Annotated in this window: 17 protein-coding genes; 16 read left to right on the top strand and 1 reads right to left on the bottom strand. The window is 64.4% G+C overall.

Annotation, left to right across the window (positions count from 1 at the left end; translation table 11 throughout):
• Window positions 1-294: 294 nt before the first annotated feature.
• Window positions 295-2,625: a putative bifunctional diguanylate cyclase/phosphodiesterase gene (locus AC0Z2B_RS15745; RefSeq protein ID WP_476297844.1), complete on the bottom strand. Its 2,331-nt coding sequence runs from the start codon at window positions 2,623-2,625 to the stop codon at window positions 295-297.
• A 276-nt stretch (window positions 2,626-2,901) separates the two neighbouring features.
• On the opposite strand from AC0Z2B_RS15745, the gene AC0Z2B_RS15740 reads away from it, so the two are divergent.
• The 16 genes from AC0Z2B_RS15740 to AC0Z2B_RS15665 all read left to right on the top strand — a co-directional run bounded on the left by AC0Z2B_RS15740 (window position 2,902) and on the right by AC0Z2B_RS15665 (window position 21,326).
• Window positions 2,902-3,036, top strand: a complete 135-nt coding sequence (locus tag AC0Z2B_RS15740) for a PSPA7_2676 family Cys-rich small protein (RefSeq protein WP_416424661.1) — start codon at window positions 2,902-2,904, stop codon at window positions 3,034-3,036.
• A gap of 108 nt (window positions 3,037-3,144) precedes the next feature.
• Entirely contained in the window at window positions 3,145-4,512 is a 1,368-nt protein-coding gene (locus AC0Z2B_RS15735; protein WP_476297842.1) for an MFS transporter, read from the top strand.
• A 477-nt stretch (window positions 4,513-4,989) separates the two neighbouring features.
• Window positions 4,990-5,493, top strand: a complete 504-nt coding sequence (gene tssB, locus AC0Z2B_RS15730) for a type VI secretion system contractile sheath small subunit (protein WP_416424659.1) — start codon at window positions 4,990-4,992, stop codon at window positions 5,491-5,493.
• 32 nt (window positions 5,494-5,525) lie between these two features.
• Entirely contained in the window at window positions 5,526-7,064 is a 1,539-nt protein-coding gene (gene tssC / locus AC0Z2B_RS15725) for a type VI secretion system contractile sheath large subunit (protein ID WP_476297840.1), read from the top strand.
• A 21-nt stretch (window positions 7,065-7,085) separates the two neighbouring features.
• A complete protein-coding gene (gene tssK / locus AC0Z2B_RS15720) occupies window positions 7,086-8,441 on the top strand; it encodes a type VI secretion system baseplate subunit TssK (protein ID WP_476297838.1) in 1,356 nt (451 codons plus the stop codon).
• The gene (gene tssL, locus AC0Z2B_RS15715; RefSeq protein ID WP_476297836.1) at window positions 8,438-9,118 is read left to right on the top strand and encodes a type VI secretion system protein TssL, short form; all 681 of its coding nucleotides are present in this window, start codon (window positions 8,438-8,440) and stop codon (window positions 9,116-9,118) included. The genes tssK and tssL overlap by 4 nt, the downstream gene beginning before the upstream one ends.
• Before the next feature lie 10 nt (window positions 9,119-9,128).
• Window positions 9,129-10,805: an OmpA family protein gene (locus AC0Z2B_RS15710; protein ID WP_476297834.1), complete on the top strand. Its 1,677-nt coding sequence runs from the start codon at window positions 9,129-9,131 to the stop codon at window positions 10,803-10,805.
• Window positions 10,806-10,818: 13 nt separating this feature from the next.
• Window positions 10,819-11,310, top strand: a complete 492-nt coding sequence (locus AC0Z2B_RS15705; protein ID WP_476297832.1) for an Hcp family type VI secretion system effector — start codon at window positions 10,819-10,821, stop codon at window positions 11,308-11,310.
• A 97-nt stretch (window positions 11,311-11,407) separates the two neighbouring features.
• Complete coding sequence (tssH, locus tag AC0Z2B_RS15700; RefSeq protein WP_476297830.1) at window positions 11,408-14,005, top strand: type VI secretion system ATPase TssH; 2,598 nt, start codon at window positions 11,408-11,410, stop codon at window positions 14,003-14,005.
• A 2-nt stretch (window positions 14,006-14,007) separates the two neighbouring features.
• Entirely contained in the window at window positions 14,008-16,404 is a 2,397-nt protein-coding gene (locus tag AC0Z2B_RS15695) for a type VI secretion system Vgr family protein (protein WP_476297828.1), read from the top strand.
• Entirely contained in the window at window positions 16,401-17,189 is a 789-nt protein-coding gene (locus tag AC0Z2B_RS15690) for a DUF4123 domain-containing protein (RefSeq protein WP_476297826.1), read from the top strand. Before AC0Z2B_RS15695 ends, AC0Z2B_RS15690 begins: the two co-directional genes overlap by 4 nt.
• Complete coding sequence (locus tag AC0Z2B_RS15685; protein ID WP_476297824.1) at window positions 17,186-17,725, top strand: DUF3304 domain-containing protein; 540 nt, start codon at window positions 17,186-17,188, stop codon at window positions 17,723-17,725. Before AC0Z2B_RS15690 ends, AC0Z2B_RS15685 begins: the two co-directional genes overlap by 4 nt.
• A complete protein-coding gene (locus tag AC0Z2B_RS15680) occupies window positions 17,713-18,255 on the top strand; it encodes a DUF3304 domain-containing protein (RefSeq protein ID WP_476297822.1) in 543 nt (180 codons plus the stop codon). The genes AC0Z2B_RS15685 and AC0Z2B_RS15680 overlap by 13 nt, the downstream gene beginning before the upstream one ends.
• A complete protein-coding gene (locus AC0Z2B_RS15675; RefSeq protein ID WP_476297820.1) occupies window positions 18,243-20,501 on the top strand; it encodes a T6SS phospholipase effector Tle1-like catalytic domain-containing protein in 2,259 nt (752 codons plus the stop codon). The genes AC0Z2B_RS15680 and AC0Z2B_RS15675 overlap by 13 nt, the downstream gene beginning before the upstream one ends.
• Before the next feature lie 94 nt (window positions 20,502-20,595).
• The gene (locus AC0Z2B_RS15670; RefSeq protein WP_476297855.1) at window positions 20,596-21,072 is read left to right on the top strand and encodes a DUF3304 domain-containing protein; all 477 of its coding nucleotides are present in this window, start codon (window positions 20,596-20,598) and stop codon (window positions 21,070-21,072) included.
• The gene (locus AC0Z2B_RS15665) at window positions 21,069-21,326 is read left to right on the top strand and encodes a PAAR domain-containing protein (protein ID WP_476297818.1); all 258 of its coding nucleotides are present in this window, start codon (window positions 21,069-21,071) and stop codon (window positions 21,324-21,326) included. Before AC0Z2B_RS15670 ends, AC0Z2B_RS15665 begins: the two co-directional genes overlap by 4 nt.
• Window positions 21,327-21,372 lie beyond the last annotated feature (46 nt).

Genomic DNA, 21,372 nt, shown 5'->3' with positions numbered 1-21,372 from the left:
ATCTTTTCCGTAGTCATGTCCCTCCGGAGCCGATTTCTTGTTAATTATTGGCGACAGCTACTAGGGGGCATTCTTTATGGGGGTGCCTGAAGGCACCTGTATTGCTATCTAGATTGCTAGAAGTTTTTCGCGGTTGCGGCACTTCGTCGCGGGGGGATAATACCTTAGTCGTATGAAAAATGTTTCATGAAATGGCGTAAATGCCATCATTGACTCACCGCGTTCCGTAGCAGCGGCCACCAGGCCGCGTCCCAGGCGCCGCGGTTTACCAGGGGACGCAGCCTGCGGCAGCTGCTACGGGTTCTGGTAGAGCCAGGCTTCGAACTCGGCGGCGGGCATGGGCCGGGCGATCAGGTAGCCCTGGCCCACGTCGCAGCCGGCCTGGCGGACGAAATCGTACTGCTCCGGGGTCTCGATGCCTTCGGCGGTCACGCTGAACTTCAGCGCGTGGCCCAGTTGGATGATCGCGCGGGTAATGGCCACGTGGGTGGCGGAGTGGGGCAGTTCCTGAATAAAGGCGCGGTCGATCTTGAGGTTGTCCACCGGCAGCAGATGCAGGTACGCCAGCGAGGAGTAGCCGGTGCCGAAGTCGTCCACCGCCGTGGTCACGCCCATGCCCTGCAGGCGCCCCAGCACGCTGCGCGCCAGCTGGCGGCTTTCCAGGAACAGGCTCTCGGTGACCTCCACTTCCAGCAGCCGCGCGGGCAGCTGGTAGCGCTGCAGGGCGCGGCTGACGGTGTCGACAAAATCGCTGCGCTCGATCTGCGGCACCGCCACGTTGACGGCCACGTGGCCGTTGAAACAACCCTCGTCGCGCCACTGGCGCAGGTGCGCGCACACCTGGTCCAGCAGCCACTCGCCCATGGGCACGATCAGCCCGGTGCGCTCGGCCAGTGGGATGAAATCGGCGGGGGCGACCAGCCCGGCCACCGGGTCGCGCCAGCGCATCAGGGCCTCGGCGCCCATTACCTGGCCATCGGCCAGGCTCAGCTTGGGCTGGTACCACACCTCAAGTTCGTCGTTGTCCAGCGCACGGCGCAAGGCATGCTCCAGGCTCACGCGTTCCTGCATGTGCTGAGTCATGTGCCGCTGGTAGAAGCGGTAGTCGTTGCGCCCGGCTTCCTTGGCCGCGTACATGGCGGTGTCGGCGTGGCGCAGCAGGGTGTCGGCGCAGCTGCCGTCCGCCGGGTACAGCGCCACGCCGATGCTGGCGGTGATCAGTGCGGTGCTGCCGTCCAGGTCGAACGGTGGGCGCAGGCTGTCGAGCAGGGCCTGCAGGCGGCCGATCACTTCTTCCACCTGGCGCTCGATCGGCAGCACAAAGGCGAACTCGTCGCCGCCCAGCCGTGCCACCAGGTCGCCGGGGCGCAGGGCGCGCTGGAAACGCAGGGTGGCCTCGTGCAGCAGGCGGTCGCCGGTGGGGTGGCCGAGGGTGTCGTTGACGGTCTTGAAGCCGTCCAGGTCCAGCACCAGCACGGCCAGCTGGCGCCCGCGGCTGGCGGCCTGGCGAATATCCTCGCCCAGCCGTTCATGGAACAGCACGCGGTTGGCCAGCCCCGTGGTGACGTCGAAATGCGCCAGGCGCTCCAGGGCTTCCTGGGTCTGCTTGAGGCGGGTGATGTCGTTGGAGATGCCCAGCACCCCCAGCAACTGGCCGTCGGGGGTGCGCAGCGGGCACTTGGTGGTCAGGTAAGTGCGCGGTTCGCCGCGCTTGTGGTGGATGTCCTCGAAGCGCTGCGCCTGGCCGCTGAACAGCACCGTGGCGTCGTCCAGATTCTGCTGGCGGGCGTCGCTGGGCACCATGAAGTCGTCGCGGCGGCGGCCCACCAGTTCGGCCTCCTGGTGGTCCACGGCGTCTTCGTACAGCTGGTTGCACAGCACCAGGCGGCCTTGGCTGTCGAACATGTAGATCAACGATGGCGCGTTGTCGACAATCGCCTGCAACAGGGTTTTCTGCCGCAGCAGCTCGGCTTCCGCCTGGCGTCGTTGGGAAATGTCGCGCACCACGGCGAAGGTCACCGGTTCACCGTCCAGGTCCAGCACGCTCAGGGTCACCTCGGCGGGGAACAGGCTGCCGTCCAGGCGCCGGTGCGTCCATTCGAAGCGTTGCACGCCCTTGGCGGTGGCGGCGGCCAGCACCGCGTCGGCGCGTTCCACCGACGGCGTGCCGTCCTCCTGCAGGGGCGGCGACAGGTCCAGGGGGCTGATGTTGCGAAACGCTGCAGCGTCGCTGAAGCCGAAGGTGGCGAGCATGGCGGCGTTGGCCTGGCTGCTGAAGCCATGCTGGTCGAGGATCCACACCGCGTCCGGCGAGCACTCGAACAGGCGCCGGAAGCGGTCCTCGCTCAGCGCCAGCGAAGCGCGTACCCGGGCATGGTCTTCGATCTGGCGCTTGAGCTCCAGATTGCGCCGGCGAATCAGGCGCTGGCTGATGCCCACCTGCACGGCCAGCACCCCCAGCAGCACGATGGCCGCCAGGCACAGCCAGGTCAGCGGGGCCTGCCAGGCCTGCTGCCATTGCGCGCGGCCGGTCATGGCCAGCAGGCCAGCCAGCAGGGCTGCGGTCAGTGCCAGGTAGCGGGTGCCCGGGCAACGCAGGAAGTCATTGAGGGTTTTCTGGGTCATCGATGCCTGCCGAATCAAGAGCGTCGACGTCCTGTCTTGCGCAACGCCGACATGGCGTTTGAACCGGGTATCGGATAAAACCGGGCAAAGTTGAGGGGGTGGGCAGAGCCACCTGACGAGCTGCAGGGCGGTCTGCACGGCCATGGGGCGGGCACCGTGCAAAATGCATGAGGTTCGACCTGCAATCACCCGGTTTTTACGACCCCTGGGTAGTTGGCCCGAACCCTGCAACGGTCATGGCAAGAACAATCGGGGCGTCACCCCGAGGAGGTTGCCATGAGTATCATCTGTTTGATCAAAGGCTGCGAATGGGCCACTTATCCCGCACAACAACTGGGTTCGGCGCTGATGACCTGCGAGCGCTGCGAACGTTGCGGCGCCTTGCGTTACCACCGTTCGCTAGTCAATTGAATGACAGCAACATGAAAGCTCTGACAGCTTGAGCGCGGTGCGGTGAATTGCGCCCCGTACGGCGCTACTCTCCAGAACTTCATTGCCTGATTCTGGATACCTTCGCCCATGCTTGCCCCCACCGACGGCCTGCCCCGGCAGCACCGTACCCCCGCCGTCATCGCCATCTCCCTGGCCGTCGGCATGGCTACCCTCGACACGGCCATTGTCAACACCGCGTTGCCGACCCTGGCCAGCGGCATCGGCACCGATTCCGCCTCGGTCATCTGGGTGGTCAACGCCTATCAGCTGGCCATGGTCGCCACCATCCTGCCGTTCGCCTCCTTGGGCGAAGTGCTCGGCCACCGCCGCGTGTACCTGGGCGGGCTGCTGGTGTTCCTGCTGTCGTCGCTGGTGTGCGGCCTGGCCTGGTCGCTACCGTCCCTGGCCATTGCCCGGGTGGTGCAGGGCCTGGGCGCCGCAGCGATCATGAGCGTCAACACCGCGTTGTTGCGCTTTATCTACCCGTCGAAAATGCTCGGCCGCGGCATGGGCTACAACTCCCTGGTGGTAGGCCTGGCCTTTACCCTCGGGCCTACCGCGGCCTCGGCGATTCTCTCGGTGGCCAGCTGGCACTGGCTGTTCCTGATCAACGTGCCCCTGGGCGCGCTGGCCGCGCTGTTGGCCCAGCGCCACCTGCCGGACATCGCACCGGCCGGCCACGACTTCGACCGCCTGGCCGCCGTGCTCTGCGCCGGCTTGTTCGGCTGCCTGGTGCTGGGCCTGGGCACCACCGTGCACGGCGCCAACGGCCTGCTCACCGGCGCCGAACTGGCCGTGGCCCTGGCCTGCGGCGCCTTGCTGCTGCGCCGCCAGGCCGGCCACCCGGCGCCCATGCTGGCCCTGGACCTGTTCAAACGGCCGCTGTTCGCCCTGTCCTCGGCCACCGCTATCTGCGCCTTTACCAGCCAGGGCCTGGCCTTCGTCGCCTTGCCGTTCCTGCTGCAAAGCGTGCTGGGCCACAGCCAAGTCGCCACGGGTTTCCTCATGACCCCCTGGCCCGCCGTGGTAGCGCTCACCGCCCTGGTGGCCGGGCGCCTGGCCGACCGCTTCTCGCCGGGCCTGCTGGGCGGCATCGGCCTGCTGGCCCTGGGCCTGGGCATGGCCGCCCTGGCCTTGCTGGGCCCAGGTGCCAGCGCCTTCGACATCGGCTGGCGCATGGCCCTGTGCGGCGCCGGCTTCGGCTTCTTCCAGTCGCCCAACCTCAAGGCCTTGATGACCAGCGCCCCGGCCAACCGCAGCGGCGGCGCCAGTGGCATCGTCGCCACCTCGCGGCTGCTGGGGCAGACCCTGGGCGCCTCGCTGGTAGCGCTGTGCTTCCATGCATCGCTCAGCAGCGGGCCCGAGTGGGCGTTGTGGCTGGGCTGCGCCTTTGCCGTGGCGGGCAGCGTCGCCAGCGGCGCGCGGGTGTGGCAGGTGGGCGGCGGGTTTCGCTAAGGTTTCCGTAGCAGCGGCCGCAGGCCGCGTCAGGGGCGCGCGCGCCATCTCCCGCGCGGCCATCACCCCCGGGCTTCAACGCTTATATACGAACTGAAACTATTTTAGCTGCCAACCCAGCAGATAAAACGTGAGTCTCGTCACTCAGCCGTGCAATTATTCGAAGTGCACTCTTGACTATACAGAAGGTTATCTCTGATCTGTGTATTAAAAGTGCAGTGTATCTGTAGGGGTTTTTAGGTCGATTTGTAGGAAATATTACTTTGCCCTGTGGGACGCCTCTTGAATACCTTCCAGGGGTAGTATTGCTTCGAGCAATGACTTACGTTTTCGCCATCGCAACCATTACGGCACGTCAGCTTTTGACCCTGTCGGGCTGCCTTCCTGCGCAGCAATATGGCTGTACCCGAACGATTGAAACTCGGCAACGTCGTAGCCGTCTTGCGTTAGTTGCTTTTTGTTACGAAGGGGAAACCGATGGCATCGAACAGCTTCCAGAATGAAGTACCAAAGGCTCGCGTCAATATCAGGCTCGATTTGCATACCGGCGGCGCCCAGCGCAAGGTCGAACTGCCACTCAAGCTCATGGTCATGGGCGATTACAGCAACGGCCGGGAGGCCCGCCCGCTGTCGGCACGCAGCAAGCTGGACATCAACAAGAACAATTTCGACAGCGTGCTGGCGGAGTTTGCACCTACCCTCAAGGTCAGCGTGGAGAATACCCTGCTGGATGAAGCAGGCGAGACAGTTGCCGCATTGAGTTTTCGGGCCATGAAGGATTTCGAGCCTGAACAGGTAGCCAGGCAAATTCCCCAGTTACGTTCACTCCTTGCAATGCGCAATCTGTTACGGGATCTCAAGTCCAATCTGTTGGATAACAGTACATTTCGCCAGGAGTTCGAGCGCATTCTCAGGGATGAAACATTAAGTAATGAATTGCGTGCCGAGTTGTTGCTGTTGGGTTCGCAAACGCCTCGTTAATCTGTCGCTTCTGTTTTAAAGGGAAATTCATCATGTCTGCAAGCCCCAACACGGCCTCGGGCCGTGACGCTGAAGTGTTGCCTGAAGAAAGCCAAAGTGTATATGGCGGGTTGTTCGCGAAAATCAATCTGAACCCGGTCGCCACCCTCGCGGACCTGGAAGTATTCCAACACGCCGAGGGCATGGCGGAAGCCTCGCCCGACGAGCGCGTGACCGCAGCCGTCAGCGTGTTCCTTGAGCTGTTGAAGCAGTCGTCGCGCAAGGTCGAGCGCCTGGACAAGAGCTTGCTGGATGAACATATCGCTTTGTTGGACCAGCAGATCAGCCGCCAACTCGATGCGGTGATGCACCATCCCGATTTCCAGCGCGTGGAATCCACCTGGCGCGGGGTGAAGTCACTGGTCGACCAGACCGATTTTCGCCAGAACGTGCGCATCGAGCTGCTGGATATCAGCAAGGAACACCTGGTCGAGGATTTCGACGACGCGCCCGAGATTGCCCAGAGCGGCCTGTACCAGCACACCTACATCCAGGAATACGACACCCCGGGGGGTGAGCCGATTGCCGCGGCAATCTCCAACTACGAGTTCGGTCGCGGCCCGCAGGACGTTGCCTTGCTGCGCAATATCTCCAAGGTCGCCGCTGCCGCGCACATGCCGTTCATTGGTGCCGTCGGCCCGGCGTTCTTCGGCAAGCAGACCATGGAGGAGGTGGCTGCCATCAAGGACATCGGCAACTACTTCGATCGCGCCGAGTACCTGAAGTGGAAAGCCTTTCGTGATAGCGACGATGCCCGCTATGTCGGCCTGACCATGCCGCGGGTTTTGGGGCGGCTGCCCTATGGCCCGGACACCGTCCCGGTGCGCAGCTTCAACTACGTGGAAAGCGTCAAGGGCCCGGACCACCACAAGTACCTGTGGACCAACGCGGCGTTTGCCTTCGCCGCCAACATGGTCAAGAGCTTCATCGCCAACGGCTGGTGCGTGCAGATACGCGGCCCGCAGTCGGGCGGGGCGGTGGCCGACCTGCCCATCCACCTGTACGACCTGGGCACCGGGAACCAGGTGAAGATTCCCTCTGAAGTGATGATCCCGGAAACCCGCGAATTCGAGTTCGCCAACCTCGGGTTCATCCCGCTTTCCTACTACAAGAATCGTGATTACGCCTGCTTTTTCTCGGCCAACTCCGCGCAGAAACCGGCCTTGTTCGATACCCCCGAGGCCACGGCCAATAGCCGCATCAACGCGCGCCTGCCCTACATCTTCCTGCTGTCGCGCATTGCCCATTACCTCAAGCTCATTCAGCGCGAGAACATCGGCACCACCAAGGACCGTCGTGTCCTGGAGCTGGAGCTGAACCGCTGGGTCAGTGGCCTGGTCACCGAAATGACCGACCCCAGCGATGACCTGCAGGCCTCCCACCCACTGCGGGAGGCGCGGGTGACTGTCGAGGACATCGACGACAACCCGGGTTTTTTCCGGGTCAAGCTGTATGCCGTGCCGCACTTCCAGGTCGAGGGCATGGACGTCAACTTGTCCCTGGTTTCGCAAATGCCGAAGGCCAAGGCCTGAACCGGCCCAGGGGATGACGCCATGAAAATCGACCGCCCGCTGTGGGCCGCCGGGGCCTTGCTATGCCCCCAGCAATTCCAGCAACAGGCCCGCTGGGAAGCCTGGGCCAACGAATGCATCGCTCACCTGACCCTGGTGCACCCCTGGGGCGTCGGCTCGGTGGGCTTCGATCTGGACGCGTTGCGCCTTGGCAGGCTCAAGGCCAACCAGCTGCGCTTGCGCCTGCCGGACGGCACGCTGATCGACTCCGATGCGGTGGACCTGTTGCCTCCCGCGCTGGAACTGGAGCGGCTGATGCCTGCGGCCATCGACCACAGCGTCATCGTGGTTGCCTTGCCACTGGAGCAGGCCAACGGCAACAACTGCGTATTTGAAGACACCCGGATCGACCGTCCCATGCGCTATGTGCAGGGCTGGCGAGCGGTGCAGGATCTGTACGGCGATGATGTCCAGTCCATGGGTGTGCTGGAGCATGCCCTGAGCCTGCGCCTGGCCACCGACGACAACGCCGACTTCGTTGTCGCCCCAGTCGCCCGCCTGGTGCGCGACGGCCAGCAGGGCTGGTTGCTTGACCCCGGCTACGTACCACCGCTACTGAGTTTCGCCGGCCACCCGGGGTTGCTGACCCAGCTGGACAACCTGCTTACCCAGCTGTCCGCCAAGCGCCTGCGCTTGATGGGCATGCGTCGCGAAAGCAACCAGCGCATGGCCGACTTCGCCGTGGCCGACGTCTCGCTGTTCTGGTTGCTCAACGCGTTGAACACCTACCAGCCGGTGCTGGCCGACCTGCGGGCACACCCAGCGCGTCATCCTGAACAGGTGTACCTGGAGCTGGTCAAGCTGGCGGGCGCGCTGCTGACGTTCTCCCTGGACCATGACGTCGATCAGCTGCCTGCTTATCGCCACGATGACCTGGGCAGCGTGTTCCCGCTGCTGATGGCGACCATCTCGACGTTGCTGGAAGCCAGCCTGCCGTCGCGGGTGATCGCGCTGCAGTTGCAGCCAGCGGCGGCCAACCGCTGGCAGGTGGCGCTCAACGACCCGCGCCTGCGTGAGCCCGGTGGCGCGGACTTCTACCTGTCGGTGTGTTGTCGCCTGCCCGCAGCGCAGTTGCAGATCCAGTTCCCGCGGCTGTGCAAGGCCGGTACGCCCGACGACGTCGACCATCTGGTCAATGCCGCGCTCGACGGGGTGCCGCTGCAGCCACTGGCGCACGTACCCGCAGCCATTCCACTGCGCCTGGAAAACCAGTACTTCGCCCTGGACTTCAGCCACATCAAGGGCCAGGCCGTGCTGACCGCAGGTGTCTGCGCCTTCTACGTACCCAGCACCCTGGCAGACGTGAAGCTTGAGCTGTTCGCGGTGCTACGCACATGAGCCTTCTACCTATGAAAAAGCATCCGGACACTGCGGTGGCTATCGATCAATTGCTGCAGGACAGCTACCTGCTGGTGGTCGAACTGCAGCAACACACGCCGTTGCAGGAAGCCGCGCCACTGCGCGACCGCTGTGTCGCCCAGATCGAACGGGTGCGCCGCGAATTGGCCAGCGCCAGCGTCAGCGAAGCCAGCATCGATCATGTCTGCCTGGCCCATTGCGCCTTGCTGGATGAAACGGTCCTCAACGTTGCCAAGGGCGAGGACCATGCCACCTGGGCCAGCGAACCCTTGCAGGCGCGCTTCTTCAGCCGCCACCAGGCCGGGGACTACCTGTACGAAACGCTGCGCGAGCTGCTGCGCCAGCCCAACCCCGACTCATTGGTGCTCACGGTCTACCAGCGGGTGTTGACGCTGGGCTTCCGCGGTCGCTATCGCGATGTGGAGGCCCCCGAACGTGCGCAATTAGTGGCGGCATTGAACGCACAGGTGCCACCGCTGGACCTGCACACGGTGCTGCCCACCCAGACCGGCGCTACTTCCAGGTTCGGCTGGCCGCTCGGCGCTTCGCCGCTGGTGCATTGCCTGGTCGCGGGGCTCTTGCTGGCGGGCGCGTGGTGGGCATTGACGCAGTTGCTCGGCAGGCAGGTCGCCGCGCTGCTGATCGGCGAGGCCTGAGGTGGGGGCGATGACGCAGACATTGAACCGTGCGCTGTGGCTGTGGGCGGGTGCACTCATCCTCCTGTTGTTGATGGTCCTGCCTCTGGGTACGGCCGCCGCCGCGGGGGCGGCGTTGGTCACGGTGGTGGGGGTAGGGTGGGCCTGGTGGCGAGCAGGGCAACCGATCGTGGCCAAGGGGCTGATGGTTTCCGAGTCCGCGTTGCCACCTGCGGAATACGGCCTTCCTGTGGTCCTGGTGTGCGGCGATGGCTTGGCAGAGTTGTTTGCGGGCCGGTCCCAGCGCGCCAGCGAACAGGGCACCTACGTCCAGGTCGCCGACGTTGAGCAACTGCCCAGGGTTGTGGCTGACCTTGTGGCGGTGCGCCCCGAGTGGGGCGGGCAGCTGAGCGTGATGTTCGTCGTCAACCCCGGCGAGCATCAGGACGACAGCGGCTTGGCCTGCCGGGTCCGGGCCTTCGGTCACCAACTGGTGCTGGCACGCAGGGCTGGCCACGGCCTGCCGCTGCTGTTGATCAGTTACGTGCCGGCCGGCCAGGGGGCGGGTGCCTGGTTCAGCTGGGAGGCGGGCCAGGCCAGTACCCGCGTGCGCGAAGACGGCGCTTGCAGCGACCTGGGGGCCTGGCAAAGGCAGGCAGTGACGACTGCGCAACGGGCGGCGCGGCTGCATGCCAGCGTGCAGCTCAACAGCGCCGCGGTGTGGCTGCACGGCCGGGTGCTGGCGTATCTGAACGCGGGCGCAGGCGCTGCAGCCTCGGTACAACCGTTGGCCTGCGCCATCGCGCTGGCACCCACTGCGCCACGGCTGCCCGCCAACCTCTGGCAGCAGTGGCTGCAGGCCAGGGCGGGGCTGAAGAACGGTGCGCCGGCAACCGAGGGACTGGCCTTGCCGTTCCCCGATCCGTTGTTGCACCTGCTACCTGTTACCTCGTCAACCGCTGCGCAGCATCGCGCAGCGGCCCTGGCGGTGTGGATGTTCACCCTCGCCAGCGCTGTCGCGCTGGGCAGTTCGGCTTGGCAGAACAGCCTGCTGGCAAGGCAGGTCACCGACGACCTGCGGCGCTACGACGCGGCCGCCCACACCTTGCCAGGCAAACCGGCGAGTCAGGCCCAGGAACAGGCGCTGGCTACCTTGCGCCAGGATGCTGCGCGGCTGGACCGCTATTTCCGTCACGGCGCGCCCTGGGCGCTGGGGCTGGGCCTGTATCACGGCGAGCCCCTGCGCCTGCCGGTGCATGCCGTGGTCAATGGCCAGCACCCGCAGCTTGCCGTTGGCCCGGTGCGGCTGGACAGCCTGTCGTTGTTCAACAGCGGCAGCGCCCAGCTCAAGCCCGACTCAACCCAGGTGCTGGTCAATGCCCTGCTGGGCATCAAGGCCCAGCCCGGCTGGCTGATCGTCATCGCCGGGCACACCGACGCCTCGGGCAGCGCGGACACCAACCTGTCGCTGTCCCGGGCGCGAGCGGCAGCGGTGCGCGACTGGATGAAGGCCATGGGCAGCCTGCCGGACAGCTGTTTCGCCATACAAGGCTTCGGCGCCAGCCAGCCCATCGCCAGCAATGACACCGAACACGGACGCTCCGCCAACCGGCGCGTCGATATTCGCCTGGTGCCGGAAGCCGGGGCATGTGCCCGGCTGGCATCCACATCAGGCCTGCAAACCCAGTCGCATGTCGCGACATTTTGAGAAGGAGCTTCACATGGCAATTCCCGTTTACCTGTGGCTGAAAGATGACGGCGGCGCGGACCTCAAGGGTTCCGTGGATGTAAAGGATCGCGAAGGCAGCATCGAAGTGATCGCCCAGGACCACAAGGTTTACATCCCCACCGACAACAACACCGGCAAGCTGACGGGCGCGCGTATCCACACGCCCTTCCTGTTCACCAAGGAAATCGATGCCAGCAGCCCGTACCTCTACAAGGCGGTCAGCACCGGCCAGACCCTGAAAAGTGCCGAGTTCAAGTGGTACCGCATCGACGATGCCGGCCAGGAAGTGGAGTACTTCAACGCCACCCTGGAGAACGTCAAGGTGGTGCAGGTGGCGCCCAAGATGCACGACGTGAAGGACCCCGCCAAGGAGAAGCACAACCACCTGGAAGAGATCGAGTTGCGGTACGAGAAGATCACCTGGACCTACGTGGACGGCAACATCATCCACACCGATGCCTGGAGTGAGCGTCAGACCGGCTGACCCGCAGCAGCCCCTGGTGTGCAGGGTTGAGCGTCCGTTTGCGGGCGCTCAGCCAAGCACATCGTGTCTCGCCAAACTTCTCGACAAGGACGTACCAATGGTACCGACCACCAGCCGTTTGCTTCGCCGTCTCAACCCGTATTGCGCCCAGGCCCTGAGTTCGGCGGCATCGCTGTGCCAGAGCCGCGGCCATGGGCATATCAGTATCGAGCACTGGTTGCTCAAACTGCTGGAACAGGGGGAGGGCGACCTGCCCTTGATCGTCCGGCGCCATGACTGGGACATGGACGCGCTGTGGCGTGGCTTGCTCGATCATTTCGACAGCCTGCCCCGCAGTTTGCGTGGCAAGCCGCAGCTGTGTCACAGGCTCGAGCAGCTCATCGAGCAGGCCTGGCTGCGCGCGTCGCTGGAGGCAGGCAGCGAATACGTGCGGTCGGTGCACCTGCTGGGTGCGCTGTTGCAGCGCCCTGAACTGCTGGCCTGCGACGCGACCTGGCCGTTGCTCAGCCTCGGCGAAGCGCAATTGGAACGCTTGGGTTCACTGCTGGATCAGTCGGAGGAACGCCAGGCGCCGCCCGTCGAGACCATGACCTCGTTGCCCGCCGACACACCGTCGCAGGACGCCCTCGAGCGTTTCACCCACGACCTGACTGCCGACGCACGCGCGGGCAGGATCGACCCGGTGCTGGGCCGTGACAGTGAAATTCGCCAGGTCATCGACATTCTCAGCCGTCGGCGCAAGAACAACCCACTGCTGGTAGGCGAGCCCGGTGTCGGCAAGACCGCCCTGGTCGAGGGGCTGGCCCTGCGTATCGCCGAGGGCAACGTGCCCGATGCGCTGAAAGCGGTCAGCATCCGCAGCCTCGACCTTGGCCTGCTGCAGGCAGGGGCAGGGGTGAAGGGGGCGTTCGAGCAGCGCTTGAAGCAGATCATCGCGGCCGTCAAACAATCAGTGCCGCCGACGCTGCTGTTCATCGATGAGGCTCACACGTTGATCGGTGCCGGCAACCAGGCCGGTGGCGCCGATGCCGCCAACTTGCTGAAGCCCGCCCTGGCCCGTGGCGAACTGCGCACCATCGCTGCCACCACCTGGTCGGAGTACAAACAGTACCTGGAGCGCGATGCAGCGCTGGAACGGCGCTTCCAGCGGGTGGCCGTCGATGAGCCCGATGACGCAGGCGCAAACCTGATGCTGCGTGGCCTCAAGGCGCGCTACGCGCAGTACCACGGCGTGCATATCCTCGACGAAGCGGTGCAGGCTGCGGTTGCCCTGTCCCGTCGCTACCTTGCCGGGCGGCAGCTACCGGACAAGGCAGTCGACCTGCTCGACACCGCCAGTGCCCGGGTGCGCATGAGCCTGGACTGCCAGCCCCCGGCACTGCTGTCCCTCAAGGCGCAGCGCCAGGCGTTGGCGCTGGAGCGTCAGGCCCTGGAGGAGGATGCGCAGCTACAGGGCCTGTGCATCGCCGCAGCGCTGGCCGCCCTGGGTGCGCACGATGCCGAGCTGCTGCACAGGTTGCAGGCGCTGGAAGACCAGTATCGCCAGGAGCGTGCCCTGGCCACGCAACTGCTTGCCGCCCGCCAGCACCCCGCGAGCGCCGGTGGTTGCGCCGCCTTGCTCGGACAGTTACAGGCAGCCCAGGGGCAGCAGCCGCTGGTGTCACTGGACGTCGGCGCCCGCAACGTCGCCGAAGTCATCGCCGACTGGACCGGCATTCCCCTGGGCAGCCTGCTCAAGGACGAGCAGGCAAGCCTGCTGGCGCTGGAACAACAGCTGGCCGAACGCGTCATCGGCCAGGACCGGGCCCTGGCCGCCCTGGCTCAACGCCTGCGCGCCGCCAGGACCGGCCTTGCTTCAGAGCACGCGCCGCTGGGCGTGTTCCTGCTGGTGGGCAGCAGTGGCGTGGGCAAGACCGAGACGGCCCTGGCGTTGGCGGACTGCCTGTTTGGTGGCGAAAGGTCCCTGGTCACCCTCAACCTCTCCGAGTACCAGGAAGCCCACACCGTCAGTCAGCTCAAGGGCGCGCCGCCTGGCTATGTCGGCTATGGCCAGGGCGGGGTGCTGACCGAGGCCGTGCGCCAGCGTCCCTACAGCGTGGTGCTGCTCGACGAGGTGGAAAAGGCCCATCGCGACGTGATCAATCTGTTCTACCAGGTGTTCGACCGCGGCTTCATGCGCGACGGTGAAGGCCGCGAAATCGACTTTCGCAACACGGTCATCGTCATGACCTCCAACCTGGGCAGCGACCGCTTGCAAGCGCTGCTGGAGCAGCAGCCCGACGCCGACGACAGCAACCTGCAGGCCCTGCTGCGCCCCTGCCTGCGGGAGCACTTCCAGCCGGCGCTGCTGGCTCGCTTCCAGACCCTGGTGTACCGGCCGCTGACGGCGCCGGCGCTCGCGCGCATCGTCAGCCTCAAACTGGCCAAGGTCGCCGAGCGCCTGCATCGCCACTATGGCCTCGCCTGCCAGATCGAACCGGCCCTGGTCGACGCCCTGGTTGCCGCCTGCCTGCTGCCCGACAGCGGCGCCCGCAACATCGACAGCCTGTTGCACCAACAGATCCTGCCGGTGCTCAGCCAGCAACTGTTGCAACGCCAGGCCGTTGGTCAACTTCCCCGCGCCGTCACCCTGGGTCACTGCGACGTCGACGGCATCACCCTGCAGTTCCACGACACTGCCCCCCAGGAGGCCTGACCATGGCTGAAGCCCCCCGCATCCTCTTCGACCACACCCGCCACCGCCTCAGCATCAGCCAACTGGAGGCGCCCCTCGACGTGCTGGCCTTCGAAGGTGAAGAGCGCCTGAGCCAGTGCTTCACCTACCGCATCGAATTCACCAGCACGGCCCAGGACATCACCGCCGAACACGTGCTGCGCCGCGGCGCCACGTTCCGCCTGTTCCCGCTGCCGACCAAGCCCCTGTACCGCGGCCACGTGGTGCCGCCGGCCAAGCCGCTGCGCAGCCTGCGCGGGGTGGTCACCAGCTTCCGGCGCCTGTCCGGCTCGCGCGACGAGGCGCGCTACGAAATCACCCTGCAACCCAAGCTGGCGCTGCTGGCGCGCGGCAAGCAGTACCGCATCTACCAGCAGCAGAGCGTGCCGGAGATTGTCGAGAGCGTCCTGCGTCGCCACGACTTTGAAGGCTATGAATTCCACACCCAGATGGTGCGCGAGTTTCCCCGCCGCGAGCAGGTCATGCAGTTCGGCGAAAGCGACCTGGCGTTCATCGAGCGGCTGCTGGCCGAAGTGGGCATCTGGTACTGCTTCTTCGACGACGTGCGCGTCGACATCACCGTGCTGGAGTTCCACGACCACCGCCGCGGCTACCAGTTTGGCGTCGAACTGCCGTACACCCCGCCGTCCGGCCTGGCCAACAGCGGCGAGGACAGCGTCTGGGCCCTGCAAAGCCGCCACCAGGTGGTGGAGCAGCACATCGACGTGCGCACCTACCGCCACCGCGACGTCCGCGCCTTGCTCGACGCCGAGGTCGACCAGACCCGCGCCACCACCCGCACCACCTACGGCGAGGCCTACCACTTCGGCGACCCCTACGACACCCTTGGCAACCGCCACGTCTACGACGACGACCTGCCCGCCGAAACCGGTATCTTCTACGCGCGCATGCACCACGAGCGCTACCTCACCCAGCAGGCCTGCCTGAGCGGCACCACCAGCAGCCCGACCCTGGGGCCCCGGCAGGTGCTGACCATCAACGGCGACGCGCCGCAGGCGTTCAAGCCGCGCATCGTCATCACCGAACTGCGCGCCAGCGCCGCCCGCGACAGCAGCTACATCGCCCACTTCCAGGCCATCCCCTACATCGAGGCCGGCAGCTTCCGCCCGCCGCTGCAGCCCAAGCCCATCATGGCCGGCACCGTCGCCGCGCGCGTCACCAGCTACAAGGCCAACGACCCCTACAGCCACATCGACCTCGAGGGCCGCTACAGCGTCAACTTCCTGTTCGACCGCCACACCTGGCCCCTGGGCCGGGAAAGCCTGTGGCTGCGCCTGGCCCGGCCCTACGCCGGCGCCACCCACGGCCTGCACCTGCCGCTGATACCCGGCACCGAAGTGGCCATCGCCTTCGAACACGGCGACCCCGACCGCCCCTACATCGCCCACGCCCTGCACGACAGCGAACACCCCGACCCGGTCACCCTGCGCAACCACAAACGCAACGTGCTGCGCACCCCGGCCAACAACAAACTGCGCATGGACGACACCCGCGGCCAGGAGCACGTGAAGCTGGCCAGCGAGTTTGGTGGCAAGAGCCAGCTGAACCTGGGGCATGTGGTGGACGCGCAGCAGAAGGTGCGTGGCGGCGGCTTCGAGCTGCGCACCGACGCGCATGGGGCGCTGCGGGCGGGGAAGGGGGTGTTGATCAGTGCGGATGAGCAGGGGAAGGCGCAGGGGAAGGTGTTGGAGATGGCGTCAGCCATCGGCCTGCTGCGTAGCGCCCTGCAACAGATCACCGACGCCCAGGCCACCGCCCAGGCCCACCATAGCCCACCGCCCAGCAGCGACGGCCTGCGCCAGTTGCAGGCCGACGCCAAGGGCCTGCAGGCCCCGGCCATCGTGCTCAGCGCACCCAACGGCATCGGCGCGGTGACGCCCGCCAGCCTGCTGCTCAAGAGCGGCGACGACCTGCATCTGCAGAGCAGCGCCAGCATCAACCTGGCTGCCGAGCAGCACCTCAATCTTCACTCGACCCAAGGCACGTCGCTGCTGGCGCAGCAGCAGGGCATGCGCCTGGTGTCGGGCAAGGGGCCGCTGGAAATCGAATCCCACGGCGATGTCCTCAAGCTGATCGCCCAGCGGGACATCACCGTGCAGTCAGTGCAGGGGCATGTGCAGTTGACGGCGAAGAACGGGATTACGTTGGGGTGTGGGGGTGGATATATCCGCATTGCCGCGGATGGCGAAATTCAGATTCACGGGCCCAACTACATCACCTTCAAGGGTAAACACCGCCTGTTCGGGGCGGCCGGCCAGGACTTCGCGCTGCCAGTGCTGCCCAGTTCCGTGTGCATCGAATGCCAACTGCGAGCCCACGCCGAAGCGCAAGGGTTCATGCTGCGGGAGGTGCGCACATGATGCCCTCGACGCTCGATGCCTGGCTCGCTTTACTGGTGCGTTCCTGCCAGCAAGCACAAACCTGCTGCCTGGACGTCATCGTCGATCAGGCCGGCAGTCCAGCCTCCGTGCTGCCCAGCGCAAAGGCCGTGGAACCACCGCTGCCATGGCGCTCACTGTTCGCGGAGTTGCCTGAGGCCGGTGCCGAGCACATTGCCCCCTTGCTGTTGCGCATTGATCTGGCGAACCCGTTGCAGCGGCAGTGGTTCGCGGGCCTGCTGCGCAACGTGAAGGTTGAATCGCAGATCCTTGTGCTGGCGTCCCATTGGCCATTTCCGGCACTGGCCGATTACCTGGGACGCTGCCTGGAGGCACGCAACGGCGGTTACCTGGGATTGCTGCGCTACTACGACCCGCGTCTGTTTCCGTTGCTGTTCAGCCACGTCCTGGCACCCGACCAACAACAAGTACTGCTGCGCCCGGCGGTGTTCTGGAGCTGGCTGGACCGCGACGGCCAGCCCCAGCGCCAAGTGGGCATCCATGACGCACCGGTGGCAGCGGATGAGTTTTGCGTGTTGGAGCTAACAGACAACCAGGTGGACAGTCTGGGGTGTGCCAGCGACGCCACGGCACTGCTCAAGCGCGTGCCAGTGCCAACAGGGGGGCAGTCGCCAGCGCAGCAGCGTTTCCACGCGTGCTACCTCGCCATGCTCCAGGCCACCGAGGCAGGCTTGATTGGCGATATCGAGCGTGAAGCCTTTGTGCTCGCCAAGCTGCAGGCAGAGCGAAACGGGGGGGCTTCATGAGCGGAGTTCGCGGTTTCAAACGGTGGTTCAGGGGCAGGGCGTGGCAGATTGGCGTGCTTGGCGCCATGGTGCTGTTGACCGCAGGCGGGGCCAGCGCCGGGCTGATCGAGGCGGTCAATCACACGTATTGGGCGATTAATCGCTTCAGTGTTGATGGTCAGCCAGGCATCGACGTTATTGGGCCGTATCAAGGGGGCGGGGGTGGGTGTTGTTATGTCGCGCCTGCGCAGTGGCGGCCGGGGATAACGGTACGGGTTGATTGGGAGACGGGTGTAGGTAACTCCGAAGGCTTTCCAGGTTTTGCCGATCGAGAAAAATATCACGCATGGCTAAAGGAAATTGACGCACAAACGCGGGTGCATTCTGCAGAGGTTGTTCTACCGGATTACAACGGCCAAGACCAATGCGGCATCACCGTGCATTTCCTCCCTTGTGATGAACTGGAAGTGACCACTTCCTGCTTTGCCTTTGGCAGTCCTGAATACCCCATAAAAACGCCGCTGCATTTGCCGGAGCCTCAGTCATGTCCGGAGTAACAGCTCGTCTGTCCAAGACGATTCCATGGCGTTCACTGAAGACGACGCTATTTCTGCTGGCCGGTCCGCTAACCGTCTTCGCCACGGAGGCGGCCACGATCGGCGCAATTAACCACACGCATTGGGCGATCAACCGGTTCAGTGTTGATGGGCGGTCAGGTATCGATAGCGTGGGCCCGTATCAAGGTGGTGGGGGCGGTTGTTGCTACGTTGCTCCGCCCGAGTGGCAGCCGGGGATGACGGTGCAGGTTGATTGGGAGACAGGCGCGGGGAGTTCGGAAGGCTTTCCAGGAACTCTGGATTGGCCAAAGTTCTTGGCCTGGGAAAAAGAGATAAAAGCTCAAAGGCGCCATCATTCCAAAGCAGTGCTGATACCTGATTACTCTGGCCAGAAACAATGCGGAATTACTGTGCATTTTCTCCCCTGTGATGAACTTGAGGTGACCACCTCCTGCTACGCCTACGGCAGCCCCCAATACCCCATCAAAACACCGTTGCATTTGCCGGAGCCGCAATCATGTCCAAAATAAATGCCTCTCCCATCTGGTATCCACCACAGTTTCCGCTTCAGGGGCGCTTGCCGAATGATGAATGGCAGGTACAGCAGAACCTCGAACGCCAAGGCCGCGAGGTGCGCGAGTTTCATAGTGAACGATGCGTTGCGGCAGGGCGTCGTCTGCCGCTGACGTGTTGTAAAAGCCTGCACATCAGCCTGTTCTTTGATGGGACCGGCAACAATTTGAACCATGATCTGTTCGAATCCGATCCTGCGCACCCAACGAACATTGCCCGTCTGTTTCGAGCGACTATCGGCGACGGATACGCGGGAGGGGTCAGCAAGGACAAGCGCTTGACCGACGTTGGTGGGGCAGGCAACAACGAATATTTCAAATATTACATGCCTGGTGTCGGCACACCGTTTCCGGAAATCGAGGACCTGGACTTCACGCTATTTGGCATGGCATTCGGGGCCTTCGGAGACGGACGAATCAACTGGGCCTTGCTGATGTTGATCGATGCCCTGCGCCGTACGATGAACCTGGAGCCGCTTGATAATGCCGCGCACCTGGCCGCGGTAAAAGCCATGTGGTCCATCGCGGGTGGCACCCGGAAGCAGGGTATGCATGCGCGCGCAGCGGAGTTTCGCAAGCAACTCAAGGCACTGGAGAAACCGCTGCGCATTGCCTTGCAGCAGCCCAGCCCGGGGCAGCCCAGGCTGCTGGGGCTGAAACTTTTCGTCTATGGGTTTTCCCGGGGCGCGGCGTCGGCGCGGGCTTTCGTGACCTGGCTGGACGAACTGATGCAATCCAAACCGTACTTGGCGTTGGATGATCTGCAGTTGCCAGTCAGCGTTGAATACCTGGGCATCCTGGATACCGTGGCCTCCGTGGGGCTGGCGGACATTGCGCCCCTGAGCAGCGGGCATTCTGCCTGGGCTGACCGCACCCAGCCGTTGCCGACCAGCGGGTTGGTGAAGCGGTGCCTGCACCTGGTGGCCGGGCATGAACAACGGTTGTGCTTTCCGGTGGACTCTATTCGAAAGGAGGATGGTAGTTACCCGGCCAATTGTGAGGAGGTTATTTATCCGGGGGTGCATTCGGATGTGGGGGGAGGATATCGGCCTGGGGATCAAGGTAAGGCCAGCGGATTTGATGACGGGCTCTTACTTTCTCAAATTGTTCTGAATGACTTATACGCGGATGCTTTCAACCTCGGCGCACCACTCAAAACACTCAAAGAAAAATTGCCAGAGAGTGAGAGGAGTCAATTTTGGAGAGCTCTCAGCTTTGACCTGGTTGAGGAGTTCAGGGTCGACCAACAGTTGGTAGAACGCTTCAACGCTTGGCGCGAAACAACCCTCGGCCTGAAACCCCAGCCGACCACCGCTGCCACCCCGTACACCCCCATCCCCACCAGCACCTCCCTGGAAACCGCCCTGACCATCCAGATGACCTGGCTCACCGCCTGGCGCATCGGCCGCTATGCCTTGGGCAGCTACAAGACCACCCCGTTCTACCTCAACGCCACCGATACCCAGGCCGAGCTGTCCACGCGCAGCGCCGCCGAAGCTGCGCGCGACAAGGAGCAGGCCGATGTCGAAAAGCTGCGCTTGGAGCAAAGGGCCCGCGAGCGCGACCCACGTTATCCGAAACAGTTGCTGCCTGCCGGGGTGAAGGATTTCGATCCCGATATCGCCCAGACGCAGCTGCGCGAAGCCGCCGAGGAGTTCCGCGCCGCCCATGAAGACCCCGACCCGCTGAGCACATCGCTGCAGCGCAAGATCCTGCCGAAGTATTCCACCTGGGTGCTGTTGTATCTCCTGCCCCGCGACGCGCAGGCCCAGGCACTGGGCATGCGGCGCGAGGGGCTTGCCAAACTGCCCCAACTGTTCCCTCGCCCGGGGCCGTCGGCCTATCCCGAGTGGCGGGCAAGACCCGAATGGACCGACGAACAGCGCAATGCCGAGCAGCCCACCGGGCTTCTTCGAGGGCTATTCGACGACCAGGTGCACGACTCGCGGGCGTGGTTTCTCTACAACCAGGGCCGCGAACCGCGGGGCAGCTATTTCCGTGAACGGATGGTGTTTTTCGGCGACGCGCGGCGCCAGGCCTTCGCACAGTTGCTGGAGCACGAGCCTGCGCTGCTGGCCATGGCGGCAGAGTCCCGGGAATCGATCATGGATGCCGGGCGCCTGGCTCACATCAATCAGGCGCTCGATGCCCTGTGGGAAGAATTCTACACCGCCGGCACAGACGTCAGCGATGCACCTGTTTGACCGCAGTTATCCATCAATCGGACCAGGGAGTTCCACCATGTTCAACGCTCGACCGTTAAACCTGCCGGCCGCAGGATTGTGCCTGACGCTGTTCATGCCCGCGGCCAATGCAGCATTGATTGGCGGCATCAATCACACGCACTGGGCCATCAACCGGTTCAGTGTGGATGGCCGCTCAGCCATTGACGTCATTGGCCCGTACCAAGGCGGTGGCGGAGGGTGTTGCTACGTTGCGCCGCCGCAGTGGCAGCCTGGAATGGTTGTGCGTGTTGATTGGGAAACGGGTGAAGCATATCCCGATGGTTTTCCTGGATTTGCTGATAGGGCCAAATATGAGAAATGGGCTGAGAAAATCAGGGACAAGAAGCGGCTGCATAGCCGGGAGGTTGACGTTCCGAATTACACCAACCAAAAACAATGCGGCATCACCGTCCACTTCCTCCCCTGCGATGAACTCCAGGTCACCACGTCGTGCTTGCGCTACGGAAGCCCCAATTACCCCATCAAGGCGCCGCTGCATTTGCCGGTCCCCACGTCCTGTCCATCACCCGTGCAGGAGGCCGCCGAATGAGAGCAGTTGTTCGTCAAGGCGACAGTCTCCGTGAGCATGGTGGCGAGGTGCTGGATGGGCACTACCTTTGCCATGACCAACCGATTGCCTGCCGGGGTGATCGGGTGCGTTGCAATTTTCATGGCCTCACCCATATCAGCGAGGGCAGTGACTTGATGGAGGCCGATGGCCAGCCTGTGGCGTTGCACGGCCACCGCTGTGCTTGTGGTTGTACCCTGGAAAGTTCGATGCCCGACACGTGGGTGGAGTCATGAAGCCGCTGCCGGAGTTCCGCCCATACCCGTTGGCGTCTGCGCCTGT

It is taken from the genome of Pseudomonas sp. GYB4201 (genome assembly GCF_056312595.1).
This window is presented reverse-complemented; position numbering and strand designations above follow the sequence as displayed.